The sequence below is a fragment of the Micromonospora sp. NPDC005220 genome (assembly GCF_040607895.1).
In the GTDB taxonomy this organism is placed as follows: Bacteria; Actinomycetota; Actinomycetes; order Mycobacteriales; family Micromonosporaceae; genus Micromonospora.
Genome location: NZ_JBEXHP010000124.1, coordinates 1 through 15,427, shown reverse-complemented (window position 1 = coordinate 15,427; position 15,427 = coordinate 1). Strand labels below are relative to the sequence as shown.

The following is a 15,427-nucleotide window of genomic DNA, read 5'->3' as shown; positions in this document are numbered from 1 at the left end:
AGGCCAGCGGCGAGGGCGTCGCACCGCACCAATCGGACATGATCAGCGAGTTGCCGCCGTGGCACCCGAGGGTGGCCGGGGCCGCGATCTCGTACGGCTCAGGACTGCTGCTCGACCTGGCCCCGGATCGCGGTGAACTCGGCCTTCGCCTGGTCGGCGGACTTGAAGTACATGACCACCATGCCCAGGCTGCCCCGGTCGGCCCAGACGCAGATGCCCAGGGGCACGGACTCGGCCTTGCCGTCGCCGCAGCGCGCCTCACCGCCGAGCGGGCCGGCGTCGACTGCCGTCATCGTCGCCACCGTCAGCTGCTTGGACAGGCCGTCCACGTAGGAGTCGAGCTCCTTCTTCGGGTCCGCCAGCAGACCGGACACGCCCGTGATCATGACGAGGTCCTGCTTGGTCGGGTCCCCGTAGAAGGCGGCGACAGTGCTGGTCTCGTTCGGCGCCGCCGACTTCATCCCGCTGACCGCCTGGTCGGCGGCCGTCTGGAGTTCCGGGTCGGTGAGCTTCGGCCGGCCGGCGAGGGTGGCTGGCGCGACCACCCGGGTCTTGCTGGCGTCCACCACGGCGCCCACGTCGTCCTTGACGACGAACCAGGTGATCGCCACGCCGCCGAGGCAGAGCACCAGCACCACGGCCAACACGATCAGCACGATCTTGCCGACGTTCGACTTCTTTGCCGGGGGCGGGCCGCCGGCCAGGTTCGGGTCCCCGTACGGCTGGCCCGGCTGCGCGGGCGGAAAACCGGACTGTGCGGGCGGAAAACCGGACTGTGCGGGCGGGAAGCCCGGCTGTGCCGGTGGAAAGCCACCGGGCTGCTGCGGCTGTCCCTGCGGCGGCGGCCAACCGCCAGGCTGCTGGCCCGGCTGCTGCGACGGGTCGGGGAAGTCGTGCGGCGGGCCGTAGGGATTGGCCGGCGGCTGGGACATCAGTCAGCTCCAAGATAAGGGTGCAAAACGCGTGATCTTAACCCGGTTCAGCGCCCGTCGTTGTCCCGGCGAATACCCGCGACCAGCCATTGTCTGATCACAAACGGTCGCGGTGGCCGGGCCGTCCACGAGAGACGGTCCGACCACCGCGACGGTGGTACTGCGATCGGTCAGGCCGGCAGGCTCGCCGCACCGCGCGGCAGGAACCGCTGCCCGGTGACCCGCTCGGAGGTGCCGGTCCGGTCCAGGTACGGCGTGACGCCACCCAGGTGGAACGGCCAACCGGCGCCCAGGATCATGCACAGGTCGATGTCCTGCGCCTCGGCGACCACGCCCTCGTCCAGCATCAGCCGGATCTCCTGCGCGAGCGCGTCGAGCGCGTTCTGCCGTACCTGCTCGGCGGTCAGCGGCTGGTCACCCACGACGAGCAGCTTGGCCACCTCGTCGTTGACCTGGTCGTCGACCACGATCGGTTGGCCCGAGTCGGCGATCCGCTTGAGGTTCTCGCTGACCCCGAACCGGTCCGGGTACGCGGCGTGCAGGGTGCCGCCCACGTGGTACGCGACGGCCGGCCCGACCAGTTGGAGCAGGGCGAGCGGGCGCATCGGCAGGCCCAGCGGGTCCAGTGCGCTGTTCGCCACGTCCAGCGGGGTGCCGGCGTCGACGGCGGCGAAGACGGTGCCCAGGAAGCGGGTGAGCAGCCGGTTCACCACGAACGCCGGAGCGTCCTTCACCAGCACGCTGGACTTCTTCAGCTGCTTGCCGACCGCGAACGCGGTCGCCAGGGTGACGTCGTCGGTGCGCTCACCCCGGACGATCTCCAGCAGCGGCAGCACCGCCACCGGGTTGAAGAAGTGGAAGCCGACCACCCGCTCCGGGTGCTCCAGCTCGGCGGCCATCTCAGTGATCGACAGCGAGCTGGTGTTGGTGGCGAGCACCGCCTCCGGCGAGACGATCTTCTCCAGCTCGGCCCAGACCTGCTTCTTGACACCCAGGTCCTCGAAGACCGCCTCGATGACGAAGTCGGCGTCCGCGAAGGCGCTCTTGTCGACAGTGCCGCTGACCAGGCCGTACAGCTTGGCGGCGGTGTTCTTGTCCATCCGGCCCTTGGTGACGGCCTTCTCGATCTGGGTGTGTACGTAGCCGACGCCCTTGTCCACCCGGGACTGGTCGAGGTCGGTCATCACCACCGGCACCTGGAGGCGGCGGGCGAACAGCAGCGCCAACTGGCTGGCCATCAGGCCGGCGCCGACGATGCCGACCTTGGTGATCGTGCGGGCCAGGCCCTTGTCCGGCGCACCGGCCGGGCGCTTGGCCCGTCGCTGCACCAGGTCGAAGGCGTAGAGGCCGCTGCGCAGCTCCTCGGAGAAGACCAGGTCCGCGAGGGCCTCGTCCTCGGCGGCGGTGCCGGCGGCGAAGTCGGCGTCCTTCGCCGTCTCCAGCAGGTCGAGGGCCTTGTACGCGGCCGGGACCGCGCCGTGCAGCCGCTGGTTCAGCGTCTCCCGGGCGAAGTAGAGCACGCCCGCCCACATGTCCTTGTCGACCTCGGGCCGGGTCACGGTGACCTGACCCCGGACCACGCCGGCCGCCCACTCCAGGGACCGCTCCAGGAAGTCCGCCGGCTCCAACAGAACGTCCGCGATGCCCAGCTCGGCGGCCTGCTTCGGCTTGAGCATCTTGTTCTGCATCAGCGGGTTCTGAATGATCACCTGGGTGGCGGCGGGGATGCCGATCAGGTTCGGCAGCAGCTGGGTGCCACCCCAGCCGGGCACCAGACCGAGGGAGACCTCGGGCAGCGCGAGGGCCGCCGCACCACCGGAGAGCGTCCGGTAGTGGCAGTGCAGCGCCAACTCCAGGCCGCCGCCCATCGCCGCGCCGTTGACGAACGCGAAGGTGGGGACGGTGCTGTCCTTGAGCCGGGCGAAGACCCGGTGACCGAGCCGGCCGATCTCCAGCGCCTGCGCGCGGTCGACGAGCTGCGGCAGGCCGACGATGTCCGCGCCCACGCAGAAGATGTACGGCTTGCCGGTGACCGCGATGAACGCCGGGTCGGCGGCGAGCGCGGCGGTGATCGCCTCGTCCAGGCTGGCCAGCCCACCCGGGCCGAAGGTGTTCGGCTTGGTGTGGTCGAAGCCGTTGTCCAGCGTGATCAGGGCGGCCGGACGGTCCAGCCCCGGCACGTTCACCTGGCGCAGCAGCGCCCGGGTGACGACCTCGTTCGGCGCCTTCACTTGTTGCCCTCCGTCCAGTGCGGGTTCTCCCAGATGACCGTGCCGCCCATGCCGATGCCGATGCACATCGCGGTGACGCCGTAGCGGACCTCGGGGTGTTCGGCGAACTGGCGGGCCAGCTGGGTCATCAGCCGCACGCCGGAGGAGGCGAGGGGGTGGCCGATGGCGATCGCGCCGCCCCAGGGGTTGACCCGCGGGTCGTCGTCGGCGATGCCGAAGTGGTCGAGGAAGGCGAGCACCTGCACGGCGAACGCCTCGTTCAGCTCGAACAGGCCGATGTCGTCGATGCTGAGCCCGGCCAGGCGCAGCGCCTTCTCCGTCGACGGGATCGGGCCGACGCCCATCACCTCGGGCTCCACACCGACGAAGCCGAACGACACCAACCGCATGGCGATCGGCAGACCCAGCTCGCGGGCGGTGGCCTCGTCGGCCAGCAGGCTCGCCGTGGCGCCGTCGTTCAGGCCGGCCGCGTTGCCCGCGGTGACCTTGCCGTGCGGGCGGAACGGGGTCTTCAGGGTGGCCAGCTTCTCCAGCGAGGTGTCCCGGGGGGCCTCGTCCACAGTGGCCAGGCCCCAGCCGCCCTCGGCGTCGCGGATCGACATCGGCACCAGGTCGTCCTGGAGCTTGCCGTTGGCGTACGCCTTCGCGGTCTTCTGCTGCGAGGCGAGCGCGAACGCGTCGGTGCGCTCCTTGGTGATGTGCGGGACCAGGTCGTGCAGGTTCTCCGCGGTGGCGCCCATGACCAGCGCGGACGGGTCGACCAGCTTCTCCGCGATGATGCGCGGGTTGGGGTCGACGCCCTCACCCATCGGGTGGCGGCCCATGTGCTCGACGCCGCCGGCGATGGCCACGTCGTAGGCGCCCATGGCGATGCCGCTGGCCACGGTGGTGACGGCGGTCATCGCGCCGGCGCACATCCGGTCGATGGCGAAACCGGGGACGGTCTTGGGCAGCCCGGCCAGCAGAGCGGCGGTGCGGCCGATGGTGAGGCCCTGGTCACCGATCTGGGTGGTGGCCGCGACGGCGACCTCCTCGACCCGCTCCGGCGGCAGCTGCGGGTTGCGACGCAGCAGCTCCCGGATGCAGCGGATCACCAGGTCGTCGGCGCGGGTGTTGGCGTACATGCCACCCGCCTTGCCGAACGGGGTGCGGACGCCGTCGACGAAGACGACGTCGCGAACTTCACGGGGCACTTGAGCCTCCTAATCGACCATGATTCGGTCTCCGCGCCGGGTGGCGCGCAGGACCGGACAAGGGTCGCCGACACGGGCACGTTTGCTCGAATGCTACTCGCCAGTAACCAACCCCGTCCCCACCCCCAGCTGTGGCCCACCCCACATCGGCGCCCGCACGCCAACCCCCGGTCGATCATGAAGTTGTTGTCACGACACGCCGACGCGGCTGGCAATAACTTCATGATCAACCGCAGGAAGGGGGTGGGGTTAGAGGGTTGGGGTTTTTGGGGAGAGGGCTTCGGTGAGGTCGGGGGTGAGGAGGCCGATCTGCCATTCGCGGGCGTTGAGGCCGCGCAGGGTCTCCGCGACCGACTCCTCGGTGATCTCCTCCGGCGGGGTCCAGGCCAGCCGGCGGATCGAATCCGGAGTGATCAGGTTCTCCGGCGGGAGGTTGTGCTCACCGGCGATGCGGATCACCACCTCCCGGCAGCGGGCCAGCCGACCGGCGGCCACCGGGTCCCGCTCGGCCCACCGATGCGGCGGGGGCGGGCCCTCCACGGCCGGAGAGACCGGCAGGGAATCCTCCGGCAGCTGCCGGGCGTCGTCGAGCGCGGCGAGCCAGGTGCGAGCCAGCCGACGGACCGACCGACCACCGAAACCGGGCAGGGTCAGCAGGGTCTTCTCGTCCTTCGGGTCCAGCTCGGCCGCGGCGATGATCGCCGAGTCGGGCAGCACCCGACCGGGGGCGGCGTCCCGCCGGGCCGCGATCTGGTCCCGGGCGTACCACATCGAGCGGACCCGGGCCTGCGCCCGAGCCCCCCGCAGCCGGTGGATGCCCGAGGTACGCCGCCACGGCTCCGCACGGACCCGGGGCGGGCGTGCCCCGGTGCGGACCAGCGCGGCGAACTCCTCCGCGGCCCAGGCCGACTTGCCCTGCCGGGTCAACTCGGCGTCGAGCGCGTCCCGCAGGTCGGTGAGCAGCTCCACGTCGAGGGCGGCGTACGTCAACCACGACTCGGGCAGCGGTCGGCTCGACCAGTCGGCCGCCGAGTGGTGCTTCTCCAGGGTGAACCCGAGCAACTGCTCGGTGAGCGCGGCCAGCCCGACGCGTTCGAAGCCGGCCAGCCGGGCCGCCAGCTCGGTGTCGAACAGTCGGCGCGGACGCAACCCCACCTCGGCCAGGCAGGGCAGATCCTGACTGGCCGCGTGGAGGACCCACTCCGCCTCGCCGATCACCGCGTCCAGGGCGCTGAGGTCGGGCAGGGGCAGCGGGTCGATCAGAGCGGTGCCCGCACCGGCGCGGCGCAGTTGCACCAGATACGCGCGCTGGCTGTAGCGATAGCCGGAAGCCCGCTCGGCGTCCAGGGCGACCGGGCCGGTGCCCGCCGCGAAGCGGGCTACGACCTCGGCAAGCTCGGCCGGGGCGGCCACCGGATCGGGGGTGCCGTCACGCGGGGCGATCAGCGGAACGGGCCCACCGTCGGCCGGGTCGGCCCCCTCGCCCGCCGGCTGCGGCTGGGCCGACGGCGGGTGCTGGGGTGCGTTTCCCGGAAGTTCCTCGGTGGGCCGACGGCGCAGGGGTGGTTCGTCGGTCACCTGACAACCCTAGTGCGCGCGGAGATCCGGCGGGTGCAGCCGGCCCGGCGTGTGTCGATCAGGTGTCCGCAAAGTGTCTTTCTGAAGCCGAATATCAGGCCGCGCCGGCGGGACGGCGGTCGGAGAGGGCGGTGACACCGGGTGGGGGAAGACCGGCGGTGGAGGCGAGCAGCGCGCACCAGCCGAGCAGATGTGGGGTCAGGTCGTCGTCGATCGGCGTCCAGGACGCGCGGATCTCGATGTCACCGATGGTCGGTGGCCCGGCAAGATCGCCGAACCGGGTCGACATGGTCTGGGTCACCGTCCCGCCGATCGCCCGGTGGCCGGCGTCCTGGGCGTCCAACGCGTCGGTCAGCCACGTCCAACCGACCCCGGGCAGCAGCGGGTCGGCGGCCAGGTCGACCTCCAACTCGGCGGTCACGTAGGTGACCAGTCGCAGGGTGCCCTGCCACGCCTCGTGCCCGGCCGGGTTGTGCAGCAGGATCAGCCGGCCGGTCGCCACCTCGTCGTCGTCGCGCAGCACGGTCGCGGAGAGCGCGAACGCGTACGGGGCCAGCCGCTGGGGAGCGCCGACCTCCTCCAGGGTGATCTCCGGCCGGGGGGCGGCCGGCCGCAGCCCGGCGACCGCGCGGGCGAACGTCTCCGGGAGCGCGATCGGGGGGGCCATGACGGCAGCCTATGCCGCCGTCCGTCGCCCGCTTCGACGGCGCGCCGACGCTCGTGAAGGGCGCCGGGCGTAAGGAACGGTGCCCTTCCTCTCACCCCCACCCGGTTGGGGCTGGTGGGCGTGGCACGATTGCGGCGATGACCACGGACACCACGGGCACTGTCGCCCGAGACGGAGAATCCCGCCCCGGCGGACCGGCCGACTCGCCCTTCATCCGGGCCTGCCGGCGTCGGCCCGTCCCGCACACCCCGGTCTGGTTCATGCGCCAGGCAGGCCGCTCCCTTCCGGAGTACCGGGAGATCCGGGCGAGCGTGCCGATGCTGGAGTCCTGCCGCCGACCGGAGCTGGTCACCGAGATCACCCTCCAGCCGGTGCGCCGGCACGGCGTGGACGCGGCCATCCTGTTCAGCGACATCGTGGTGCCCGTCGCCGCGGCCGGGATCGACCTGGACATCGTGCCGGGCACCGGCCCGGTGGTCGCCGAGCCGATCCGCACCGCCGACGACGTGCAGCGGATCCGCCCGATCACCCGCGACGACGTCCCGTACGTGGACGAGGCCGTCCGGCAGTTGGTGGTCGAGCTGGGCGACACCCCGCTGATCGGCTTCGCCGGCGCGCCGTTCACGCTGGCCAGCTACCTGGTCGAGGGCGGGCCGTCGCGCACCCACGCGAAGACCAAGGCCCTGATGTACGGCGATCCCGAGCTGTGGCACGCGCTCTGCGCCCGGCTGGCCGAGGTGACGCTGGCCTTCCTGCGGGTGCAGATCGAGGCCGGTGTGTCCGCCGTGCAGCTGTTCGACTCGTGGGCCGGCGCGCTCTCCGAGGCCGACTACCGCCGCTTCGTGCTGCCGCACTCGACCACCGTGCTCAGCGGGCTCGTTCACGCCGGGGTGCCCCGGATCCACTTCGGGGTGGGCACCGGCGAGCTGCTCGGCGCGATGGGCGAGGCCGGCGCGGACGTGGTCGGCGTCGACTGGCGTACGCCGCTGGACGTGGCCACCGGCCGGATCGGCGCGGACAAGGCGGTGCAGGGCAACCTGGACCCGTGCGTGCTGCTCGCGCCGTGGCCGGTCGTGGAGGCCGAGGTGCGCCGCATCCTGGAGCAGGGCCGGGCAGCCCCGGGGCACGTGTTCAACCTCGGCCACGGGGTGCTGCCGGAGACCGACCCGGAGGTGCTGACCCGGGTGGTCGCGCTGGTGCACGAGCTGTCCAGCCGCCGGGCCGACCAGGGCTGAGAAGGCGATGCGGCAGCCCTGGCGGGTGGCGGTGGTCGGCGGCGGGATCGCCGGGCTGGCCGCCGCGGTCCGGCTGCGTGACCGCGCACCGGCCGGCACCGAGATCACGGTGTACGAGCAGTCCGGCGGGCTGGGCGGCAAGCTGCGCACCGGGGAACTGGCTGGTCAGCCGGTGGAGTTCGGCGCGGAGTCGTTCCTGATGCGCGACCCGACCGGCGCTGAGAGCGCGGCGGTGGCGTTGGCCCGCCGGCTCGGACTGGCCGAGAAGATCGTGCACCCCACGGTGGGGCAGGCCGCGTTGGTCATCGACGGAGGGCTGCGCCCGATCCCGGGCGGCACGCTTGTGGGCGTACCCGGGGATCTGGAGCGGGTGGCCACTGTCGCCCGCCCGGCCGCGGACGCCGACACCGACGGCGGTCGGCCGCTGGTCGGGCCGGACGCGGACGTCTCGGTGGGTGCGCTGGTCCGGTCCCGCTTCGGCGACGAGGTGGTCGACCGGCTTGTCGACCCCATGCTGGGTGGCGTGTACGCGGGCCGCGCCGACGATCTCTCCCTGGTCACCACGATGCCGGCGTTGGCCCGCGCGGCCCGGGTGGAGCACACCCTGGTCGGCGCGGTCCGGGCCGCGCAGGCCGCCGCGCCGCGTGCGCCCGGCGCCCCGGTCTTCGGCACCCTGGCCGGTGGGCTGAGCAGCCTGGTCGAGGCGGCGGTGACGGCCAGCGGCGCGACGGTACGGCGGGACGCCGCCGTGCGCGAGTTGACAGCGACCGGCACGGGTTGGCGGCTCACCGTCGGCCCGACCCGCGACCCTCAGCTGGTCGACGTGGACGCCGTGGTGCTGGCGGTGCCGGCCCGACCGGCGGCGCGACTGCTCGCCGGCCCGGCTCCGGAGGCCGCTGCTGTCGTCGGCGAGCTGGACTACGCGAGCGTCGCGCTGGTCACCCTGGCGTTGCCGCAGCCGCGACTGCCCGAGCTGTCCGGTTTCCTGGTGCCCAGCACCGAGGGGCTGCTGATCAAGGCGGCGACGTTCTTCACCACGAAGTGGGGGCACCTGCGGCGGCCGGACGGGCTGGCGCTGGTGCGCGCCTCGGTGGGCCGGTACGGCGAGGAGGCGCAGCTCCAGCGCCCGGACGCCGACCTGGCCGCCACCGTGCACCGCGAGCTGTCGGCGGTGCTCGGCACCCCGCTGCCCGCCCCGGTCGACGGGCACGTGCAGCGGTGGGGCGGGGCGCTGCCGCAGTACGCGCCGGGGCACGCCGACCGGGTCGCCGCCGCGCGGACGGCGCTGCGGGCCGCGCACTCCACCCTGGCCCTGGCCGGCGCCGGCTACGACGGTGTCGGCATACCGGTCTGCGTCCGCTCCGGCGAGACGGCGGCCGAAGAGATCATCACAGCACTGGGAGGATCGGCGACATGACCGAGCAGACCAACGCGGCCCGGCTACGGGAGCTGAACGACAGCATCCGCTACACGATGTGGTCGGTGTTCCGGGCCAGCGCCCCGCTGCCGTCGCTGCGGGACAACGTGATCGGCGAGGTCGAGTCCCTCTTCGAGGAGCTGGCCGGCAAGGACGTGGTGATCCGGGGCGTGTACGACGTCGCCGGTCTGCGCGCCGACGCGGACGTGATGATCTGGTGGCACTCGGCGTCCAGTGACGCGCTCCAGGACGCCTACCTGCGGTTCCGGCGCACGACGCTGGGCCGGGCGCTGACCCCGGTGTGGTCGCAGATGGCGCTGCACCGGCCGGCGGAGTTCAACAAGAGCCACATCCCGGCGTTCCTGGCCGGCGAGGAGGCCCGCCCCTACATCTGCGTGTACCCGTTCGTCCGCTCCTACGAGTGGTACCTGCTGCCCGATGCCGAGCGGCGCGAGATGCTCGCCGAGCACGGGAAGATGGCCCGCGGCTACCCGGACGTGCGGGCCAACACGGTGGCCTCGTTCGCGCTCGGCGACTACGAGTGGATGCTCGCCTTCGAGGCCGACGAGTTGCACCGGATCGTCGACCTGATGCGGGACCTGCGCGCCTCCGGCGCCCGCCGGCACGTCCGCGAAGAGGTCCCGTTCTACACCGGCCGCCGCCGCTCGGTGGCCGAGATCGTCAACTGCCTGGTCTGACCCCGCCCCGCCCCGCCCCGCCCCGGCCCCCGCCCGCGCGATCTTGCACTTCCCGCCCCGACGAAAGGGGCATAAGCCGCGATCCGGCAACCGAAAGTGCAAGATCGTCGCACTGAACTGCCTGACCTCGTCGATCATGGAGTTGTGGTGCCTGGTTTGGTCTCGCGCGGGCGCTTTGTCGACCACCACAACTCCTTGATCGACGAGGCGGCACGGGGTTGACGAACACAGTCACTCCGCTGACGCGACCGTGTGAGGTGGGCGCGGGTGGAGGGGGCGGAGCATGATCTGTTCTCGGCGTACGCCGTCGGGCATGGGGTCACCTGGCTCGTCGGTCAAGTGGAAGCCGGCGCGGTGGTAGAGGGCTTTCGCCCGCGCGTTGTCCGGCATGACGGACAGCCGTAGCCGCTCGGCGCCGCGCTCGCGGGCCCAGCGCGCCACCTCGTCCACCAGGCGGTCGCCGACACCCCTGCCGCGGGCGTCGGGACGCACCCACATCGAGATCAGGTCCATCACCAGTGGGTCCGCGGTGGGTACGCCGCTCGACATCCCAACCGGGCGTCCGTCCAGGACGGCCACCAGGTTGTGGGAGTCGGGGATGCTCAGCCGGTCGCGCCAGCGGTGCTCGCGGTCGCCGTCGCCCTGCCAGTCGGTGAGCCGGGAGCCGAACGCCCCGGGCGCCTCGGCGAGGGCGGCCAGCCGCAGTGCCCGCCAGGTCGGCCAGTCGTCGGGGGTGAGCACCCTGATCTCGATCATGCGGGGATGGTGCCCGGACGCACCGCCGGGCACCATCGAATTTCCCGCCGGCCGGCGCCGCACCCCCGCCCGGGTGCGACGCCGGACGGGGATCAACTGGTCGTGGTGCAGGAGACCAGCGGAACCGGGTTGCTGCCGTTCCACGAGCCGAGGAAACCGAACGTGGTGCTCGCGCCGGCGGCGAGGGTGCCGTTGTGGCTGACGTTACGCGCGGTGACCAGCGTGCCGTTGGTGCTGACCGTCGCGTTCCACGACGAGGTGACCTGCTGGCCGTTGCCGTAGTTCCAGCTCACCGACCAGCCCCGGGTCGGTGAACCGCCGGCCGTCACCTTCACGTCCGCCTGGAAGCCGCCGGGCCACTGACCGGTGATCTGGTACGTCGCCGTGCAGGCCCCGGCCGGCGGCGGGGTGGTGGGCGGCGGGGTGGTCGGAGGGGGAGTGGTGGGCGGCGGAGTCGTCGGCGGGGGAGTGGTGGGCGGGGTGGTCGACCCGCCGCCGAAGTCGACGTCGCTGCACAGGTAGTACGACTGGTCCAGGTGGCTGGCCTGCCAGACGGTGTAGACGATGTGCCGTCCGGTGCGTCCCGGAGCGCTGACCGGGATCTGGATCGAGACACCACCGGTGTCCTTGTCCCATTGGGAGGCCGGGGTGTTGCCGATCTGGCCCGCCAACTCCAGGTTGCCCCAGCCGAGTGGTTGGGTGGCGGCGTTGAAGCCCTGCTTGGTCACGTACACCCGGATGTAGTCGGCGCCGTGACTGGCCTGGTCGAAGAAGCGGAGCCGGAAGTTGTTCGACACCGCTGTGGTCTTCCAGGCCCCGATGGTGTCCAGCGCGTTGTAGCGGGGGCTCTGGGTGCGTCCGCCGCTGCACAGTTGGCCGTCGGGGACGGCGGCCTGGTGGTTGCCGCCCACACCCTCGCGGAACAGGCCGTTCCAGTTCCACATGGCGGCCGGGTCGGCCTGCCAGGCCTGCCAGCACATCGGGTCCTCGGTGGCCATCCGGGGGTTCTGGAAGTCGCTGCCCCAGCGTTGCCAGCAGCTGTAGTTACGTGACGCCGGGTCGACGACCGAACCATGCGCCGAGGCGGGCCTCGCCAGGATGGTGGTCAGTGCGGTCGCCGACAGGAGCGTGGCGGTCGCCGCGATGGCGAACAGCCAGAGCACGCGTCGTGATCGGGTGAGAGTGGACATGGAGCCCCCGGGGGATGAGGTCGGACGTCGACACCCGGATCGCCGGGAGTTGCCCACTCCCGCGCCTGATCGCTGGCTCCCGCGATGGCTCTACCCGGCACCATGCCAGCTCGATCGTCAGCCGTCAATGGCATCGCGTCGCATCGGGGTGTGCGGGATGCCGTCCTCGACGTACTCGGGGCCGCTGACCGCGAAGCCATGCCGGGTGTAGAACGCGACCAGGTGCGACTGGGCGCCCAGCACGCAGGGCCGGTTGCCCACCACCTCCAGCGCCGCCGTCATCAACCGGCCGGCGTGCCCGCCGCCGCGCGCCGCCGGGGCCACCACCACCCGACCGATCCGGGCGGTGCCGTCCGGGTCGGCCAGAATCCGCAGGTACGCCAGCGGCGCACCGCCGTCGGTGAGCCAGAGGTGCCGGGTGCCCGGCTCGACGTCCCGCCCGTCCAGCTCCGGGTACGGGCAGTTCTGCTCCACCACGAACACGTCGATGCGCAGCTTGAGCAGGTCGTGGAAGGTGCGGGTGTTCAGGTCGGCGAAGGAGGCCGTGCGGATCTCGGTGGTCTGCTGGGGCATCCACCGATGGTAGGTCGGGCGGGTTCACGGGGTGTCTGCCCGGTCCGGTGCGAGGTAGCTGGCGGCCACGGCGGTGAGCAGCAGGACGCCGCCGACGATCACCGGCAGGGGGAGCGGTTCGTGCAGCAGGGCCACCGCCAGCGCCGCGGCGGTGAGTGGTTCGAGCAGGGTCAGCACGGCCGCGACGCTGCCCGCTGTGGTGCGCAGCCCGGCGTAGAACAACGCGTACGCGACAGCCGTGGTGACCACGCCGAGGTGCAGCAGCAGCGCCACGGTGTCGAGGCGTACCGGCACGCTGACCCCGGCGACCACTGCGAATGGCGCCAGGGTCAGCGCGCCGACCACAGTGGAGATGGTGGTCAGCGTCATCGGCGCGGTGCGCTGCGAGACCTGGCGGCTGATCAGGGTGGTCACCGCGTACCCGAGGCCGGAGCCGGCCGCCGCGAGCAGGCCGAGCAGCGGGGCGGGCGCCGCCGCGCCGGGGTGCTCGGTGGCGGTGGTGATCAGGACGAGGCCGGCCACCGCCGCGACGAGCGTGCCGAGTCGCAGCGGGCCGGGCAGCCGGCGGGCGTGCACCGACTCCCAGGCCGCGGCGAGGACCGGGGCCAGGCCCAGGCTGACGATGGTGGCCACGCTGACCCCGGCCCAGGCCACGGCGGCGAAGTAGAGCGCCTGGTAGAGGCCGAGCCCGACCCCGGTGAGCAGCAGCGGTACGGGCGCGGCGCGCAGGGCGGCCACGATCGTGCGGAGCCGGCCGGCGGTGCAGGCCAGCAGCACGAGCGCGGCGATGGCGAGGCGGTGGAAGCCGATGCTCACCGGGCTGAGCCCGGTGTCCTCGCGCAGGAGTTGCACCGCCACGCCGGTGGTGCCCCACAGCACGCCGGTGACGGTGATCTGGATCAGGCCGCTGCGGGCGGCGTGGCTGGCGGCCGGGGCGGCCGGCAGCGGGGTGCGGGTGGTGGACACGGAAGCGCTCCGAAAGGGTGAGCCGTTGACGGGGACGACGTCGACGGAGCGCGTACGACAGGATGGCCGAGCGGGTCAGATCACCCGGTCGGCGAGAGGCGCGGCGCTCCGCTCAGGAGCGCGGCGGGGGCAGGACGCCCAGGATGGACCGCATGGCGATGACCGTACCGCAGATCGCTGGCCGGTGGCCGGGCCGGCGCGGTCAGGCCGGGCGGGCGCCGACGGCGTCGCGGACCTCGGCGCCCACCGCGCCCTCGACGGCGCGGGCACAGTGCGCGCAGCAGAAGAAGCGGCCGTTGACCTCGACGCCGTGCCCGACGATCTTGACCTGGCAGTGTTCGCAGATCGGTGCCATCCGGTGGATCGCGCACTCGAACGAGTCGAAGGTGTGCACGTCGCCGCTGACGGTGTGCACCTGGAACGCCATCCAGTAGTCGTTGCCGCAGACCTCGCAGGTTGCCACGGAAAACCTCCGTTAAGTGGACAAGTGCCTACAGAATCCCCCAGGTCGCGATGGCGTTGGGGCGGAACGCCGACGCCGGTCCACCCGGGCGGCGTGTCGGCCCCGGCGTGTTGCCCGTTGTGCCGGGTGAACCGCCGCAACCCCCGGAGGATCACCGTGATCAAGCGCAACAAGCTCTTCGGCAACCAGACCCGGGTCACGTTCTGCCTGCCCGGTGATGCTCCGCCCGGCCCGGTGAGCGTGGTCGGCTCCTTCAACGGCTGGCAACCGGGTCGGCACGAGTTGGTGGCCCGCCGCGACGGCACCAGGACGGTGACCGTGAAGCTGCCGCCGGGGGAGTACCGGTTCCGCTACCTCGGCACCGGCGGCGTCTGGTTGGACGACGAGTCGGCCGACCAGGTCGACGACCGGGGCAGCCTGCTCCGACTCTGAGAAGAAAACCGCCGCCATCGATGCATTTATCGATGAGGGTCTTTACTGTTAACAATGTTTAAATTACTTTGGGGGCACCTCACCGCACCTGGAGAAGGAGCTGACCCGATGCGTCGAAGAATGACCGTCCCGCTGGTGGCGGCGGGCGCTGTCGCCGCCACCCTCACCGTCGCCGCGCCCGCGCAGGCGCACGGCTACGTCTCCGCCCCACCGAGCCGGCAGGCGCTCTGCGCCCAGGGCCGGGTGCCCGACTGCGGGCAGATCAAGTACGAGCCGCAGAGCGTCGAAGGGCCCAAGGGCCTCCGCAGCTGCAACGCCGGCATCGCCCAGTTCGCCGTCCTCAACGACGACAGTCGGGGCTGGCCGGCCACAGCGGTGGGCAGCTCGCTCACCTTCACCTGGGTGAACACCGCCCGGCACGCCACCAGCAACTGGGAGTACTGGATCGGCAACACCCGGGTCGGCGTCGTCAACGGCAACGGCCAGCAGCCGGGCGCCACGGTGTCGCACAACGTCAACCTCGGTGGCTTCTCCGGCCGGCAGAAGATCCTCGCGGTGTGGAACATCTCCGACACGGCGAACGCCTTCTACTCCTGCATCGACGTGCAGATCGGCGGCGGCGGGTCGAACCCGACCCCCACCCCCTCACCCACCCCGACCCCGACCCCACGGCCCACCCCGACCACCACGCCGACCACTCCGCCCACGCAGGGCGGCACCTGGACGGCCGGTCGGGCGTACCAGGTCGGCGACCAGGTCACCTACGGCGGGGCGACGTACCGCTGCCGGCAGGCGCACACCGCCATCCCGGGCTGGGAGCCGCCGAACGTACCGGCGCTCTGGCTTCAGGTCTGACCCGCACGGGTGCGGCCCCTGGTCGCACCCGTGTCGCCCGCCCTCGCCCGAACGGAGCAACAGGCATGCCCCGCCGTACCCCGCTGGCGTCCCTGGTCGCCGCCCTGCTGCTCACCGGAGCCTGCGCCGGACCGGCCACGTCGAGCCCGTCGGCCCGACCGCAGCCGGCCCCCGCGTCCCCGGCCGGCTCGGCGGCGGCCGGGGACGCGGCGCCCGGACCCACGGTCGACGGGGACGCCAT

15 protein-coding genes are annotated in these 15,427 nt (G+C 72.4%); 5 read left to right on the top strand and 10 right to left on the bottom strand.

Annotation, left to right across the window (positions count from 1 at the left end; translation table 11 throughout):
• Positions 1–98 precede the first annotated feature (98 nt).
• The 5 genes from ABZU52_RS28250 to ABZU52_RS28230 all read right to left on the bottom strand — a co-directional run bounded on the left by ABZU52_RS28250 (position 99) and on the right by ABZU52_RS28230 (position 6,601).
• On the bottom strand, positions 99–932 hold the full coding sequence (locus ABZU52_RS28250) for a hypothetical protein (protein ID WP_354974005.1): 834 nt from the start codon (positions 930–932) through the stop codon (positions 99–101).
• 170 nt (positions 933–1,102) lie between these two features.
• Positions 1,103–3,163 carry a 3-hydroxyacyl-CoA dehydrogenase NAD-binding domain-containing protein gene (locus ABZU52_RS28245; RefSeq protein WP_354974004.1) on the bottom strand — a complete coding sequence of 687 codons (2,061 nt, stop codon included), beginning with the start codon at positions 3,161–3,163 and terminating at the stop codon, positions 1,103–1,105.
• Entirely contained in the window at positions 3,160–4,356 is a 1,197-nt protein-coding gene (locus ABZU52_RS28240) for a thiolase family protein (protein WP_354974003.1), read from the bottom strand. The genes ABZU52_RS28245 and ABZU52_RS28240 overlap by 4 nt, the downstream gene beginning before the upstream one ends.
• 249 nt (positions 4,357–4,605) lie before the next feature.
• Positions 4,606–5,934, bottom strand: coding sequence for a ribonuclease D (locus ABZU52_RS28235; RefSeq protein WP_354974002.1), 1,329 nt, complete (start codon positions 5,932–5,934; stop codon positions 4,606–4,608).
• A 94-nt stretch (positions 5,935–6,028) separates the two neighbouring features.
• Positions 6,029–6,601, bottom strand: coding sequence for a DUF3000 domain-containing protein (locus ABZU52_RS28230; RefSeq protein WP_354974001.1), 573 nt, complete (start codon positions 6,599–6,601; stop codon positions 6,029–6,031).
• Positions 6,602–6,738: 137 nt separating this feature from the next.
• Here ABZU52_RS28230 and hemE point away from each other — a divergent pair, with 137 nt between their 5' ends.
• The 3 genes from hemE to hemQ are packed head-to-tail and all read left to right on the top strand — an operon-like array spanning position 6,739 to position 9,951.
• Positions 6,739–7,836, top strand: coding sequence for a uroporphyrinogen decarboxylase (gene hemE / locus ABZU52_RS28225; RefSeq protein WP_354974000.1), 1,098 nt, complete (start codon positions 6,739–6,741; stop codon positions 7,834–7,836).
• A gap of 7 nt (positions 7,837–7,843) precedes the next feature.
• Positions 7,844–9,253, top strand: coding sequence for a protoporphyrinogen oxidase (gene hemG, locus ABZU52_RS28220; RefSeq protein ID WP_354973999.1), 1,410 nt, complete (start codon positions 7,844–7,846; stop codon positions 9,251–9,253).
• A complete protein-coding gene (gene hemQ / locus ABZU52_RS28215; protein ID WP_354973998.1) occupies positions 9,250–9,951 on the top strand; it encodes a hydrogen peroxide-dependent heme synthase in 702 nt (233 codons plus the stop codon). The genes hemG and hemQ overlap by 4 nt, the downstream gene beginning before the upstream one ends.
• Before the next feature lie 231 nt (positions 9,952–10,182).
• Here the strand turns inward: hemQ and ABZU52_RS28210 are convergent, their stop codons facing one another.
• From ABZU52_RS28210 to ABZU52_RS28190, 5 genes are all read right to left on the bottom strand, one after another.
• Positions 10,183–10,707 carry a GNAT family N-acetyltransferase gene (locus ABZU52_RS28210; protein ID WP_354973997.1) on the bottom strand — a complete coding sequence of 175 codons (525 nt, stop codon included), beginning with the start codon at positions 10,705–10,707 and terminating at the stop codon, positions 10,183–10,185.
• Positions 10,708–10,799: 92 nt separating this feature from the next.
• Positions 10,800–11,897, bottom strand: coding sequence for a lytic polysaccharide monooxygenase (locus ABZU52_RS28205; protein WP_354973996.1), 1,098 nt, complete (start codon positions 11,895–11,897; stop codon positions 10,800–10,802).
• Between the two features lie 117 nt (positions 11,898–12,014).
• Positions 12,015–12,470 carry a GNAT family N-acetyltransferase gene (locus ABZU52_RS28200; protein ID WP_354973995.1) on the bottom strand — a complete coding sequence of 152 codons (456 nt, stop codon included), beginning with the start codon at positions 12,468–12,470 and terminating at the stop codon, positions 12,015–12,017.
• A 24-nt stretch (positions 12,471–12,494) separates the two neighbouring features.
• The gene (locus ABZU52_RS28195; protein ID WP_354973994.1) at positions 12,495–13,436 is read right to left on the bottom strand and encodes a DMT family transporter; all 942 of its coding nucleotides are present in this window, start codon (positions 13,434–13,436) and stop codon (positions 12,495–12,497) included.
• Positions 13,437–13,638: 202 nt separating this feature from the next.
• Complete coding sequence (locus ABZU52_RS28190) at positions 13,639–13,899, bottom strand: Prokaryotic metallothionein (RefSeq protein ID WP_354973993.1); 261 nt, start codon at positions 13,897–13,899, stop codon at positions 13,639–13,641.
• A 156-nt stretch (positions 13,900–14,055) separates the two neighbouring features.
• On the opposite strand from ABZU52_RS28190, the gene ABZU52_RS28185 reads away from it, so the two are divergent.
• Positions 14,056–14,331 (top strand): isoamylase early set domain-containing protein, encoded by a 276-nt coding sequence (locus ABZU52_RS28185; protein WP_354973992.1) that lies wholly within the window; start codon positions 14,056–14,058, stop codon positions 14,329–14,331.
• 108 nt (positions 14,332–14,439) lie between these two features.
• Complete coding sequence (locus ABZU52_RS28180) at positions 14,440–15,186, top strand: lytic polysaccharide monooxygenase (RefSeq protein ID WP_354973991.1); 747 nt, start codon at positions 14,440–14,442, stop codon at positions 15,184–15,186.
• The last annotated feature ends 241 nt before the right edge of the window (positions 15,187–15,427 follow it).

Bases quoted from the DNA above. Each gene is read 5' to 3' on its own strand.
- ABZU52_RS28250 (WP_354974005.1), bottom strand. From the start codon at position 932: ATGTCCCAGCCGCCGGCCAATCCCTACGGCCCGCCGCACGACTTCCCC.
- ABZU52_RS28230 (WP_354974001.1), bottom strand. From the start codon at position 6,601: ATGGCCCCCCCGATCGCGCTCCCGGAGACGTTCGCCCGCGCGGTCGCC.
- hemE (WP_354974000.1), top strand. From the start codon at position 6,739: ATGACCACGGACACCACGGGCACTGTCGCCCGAGACGGAGAATCCCGC.
- hemG (WP_354973999.1), top strand. From the start codon at position 7,844: ATGCGGCAGCCCTGGCGGGTGGCGGTGGTCGGCGGCGGGATCGCCGGG.
- hemQ (WP_354973998.1), top strand. From the start codon at position 9,250: ATGACCGAGCAGACCAACGCGGCCCGGCTACGGGAGCTGAACGACAGC.
- ABZU52_RS28210 (WP_354973997.1), bottom strand. From the start codon at position 10,707: ATGATCGAGATCAGGGTGCTCACCCCCGACGACTGGCCGACCTGGCGG.
- ABZU52_RS28205 (WP_354973996.1), bottom strand. From the start codon at position 11,897: ATGTCCACTCTCACCCGATCACGACGCGTGCTCTGGCTGTTCGCCATC.
- ABZU52_RS28200 (WP_354973995.1), bottom strand. From the start codon at position 12,470: ATGCCCCAGCAGACCACCGAGATCCGCACGGCCTCCTTCGCCGACCTG.
- ABZU52_RS28180 (WP_354973991.1), top strand. From the start codon at position 14,440: ATGCGTCGAAGAATGACCGTCCCGCTGGTGGCGGCGGGCGCTGTCGCC.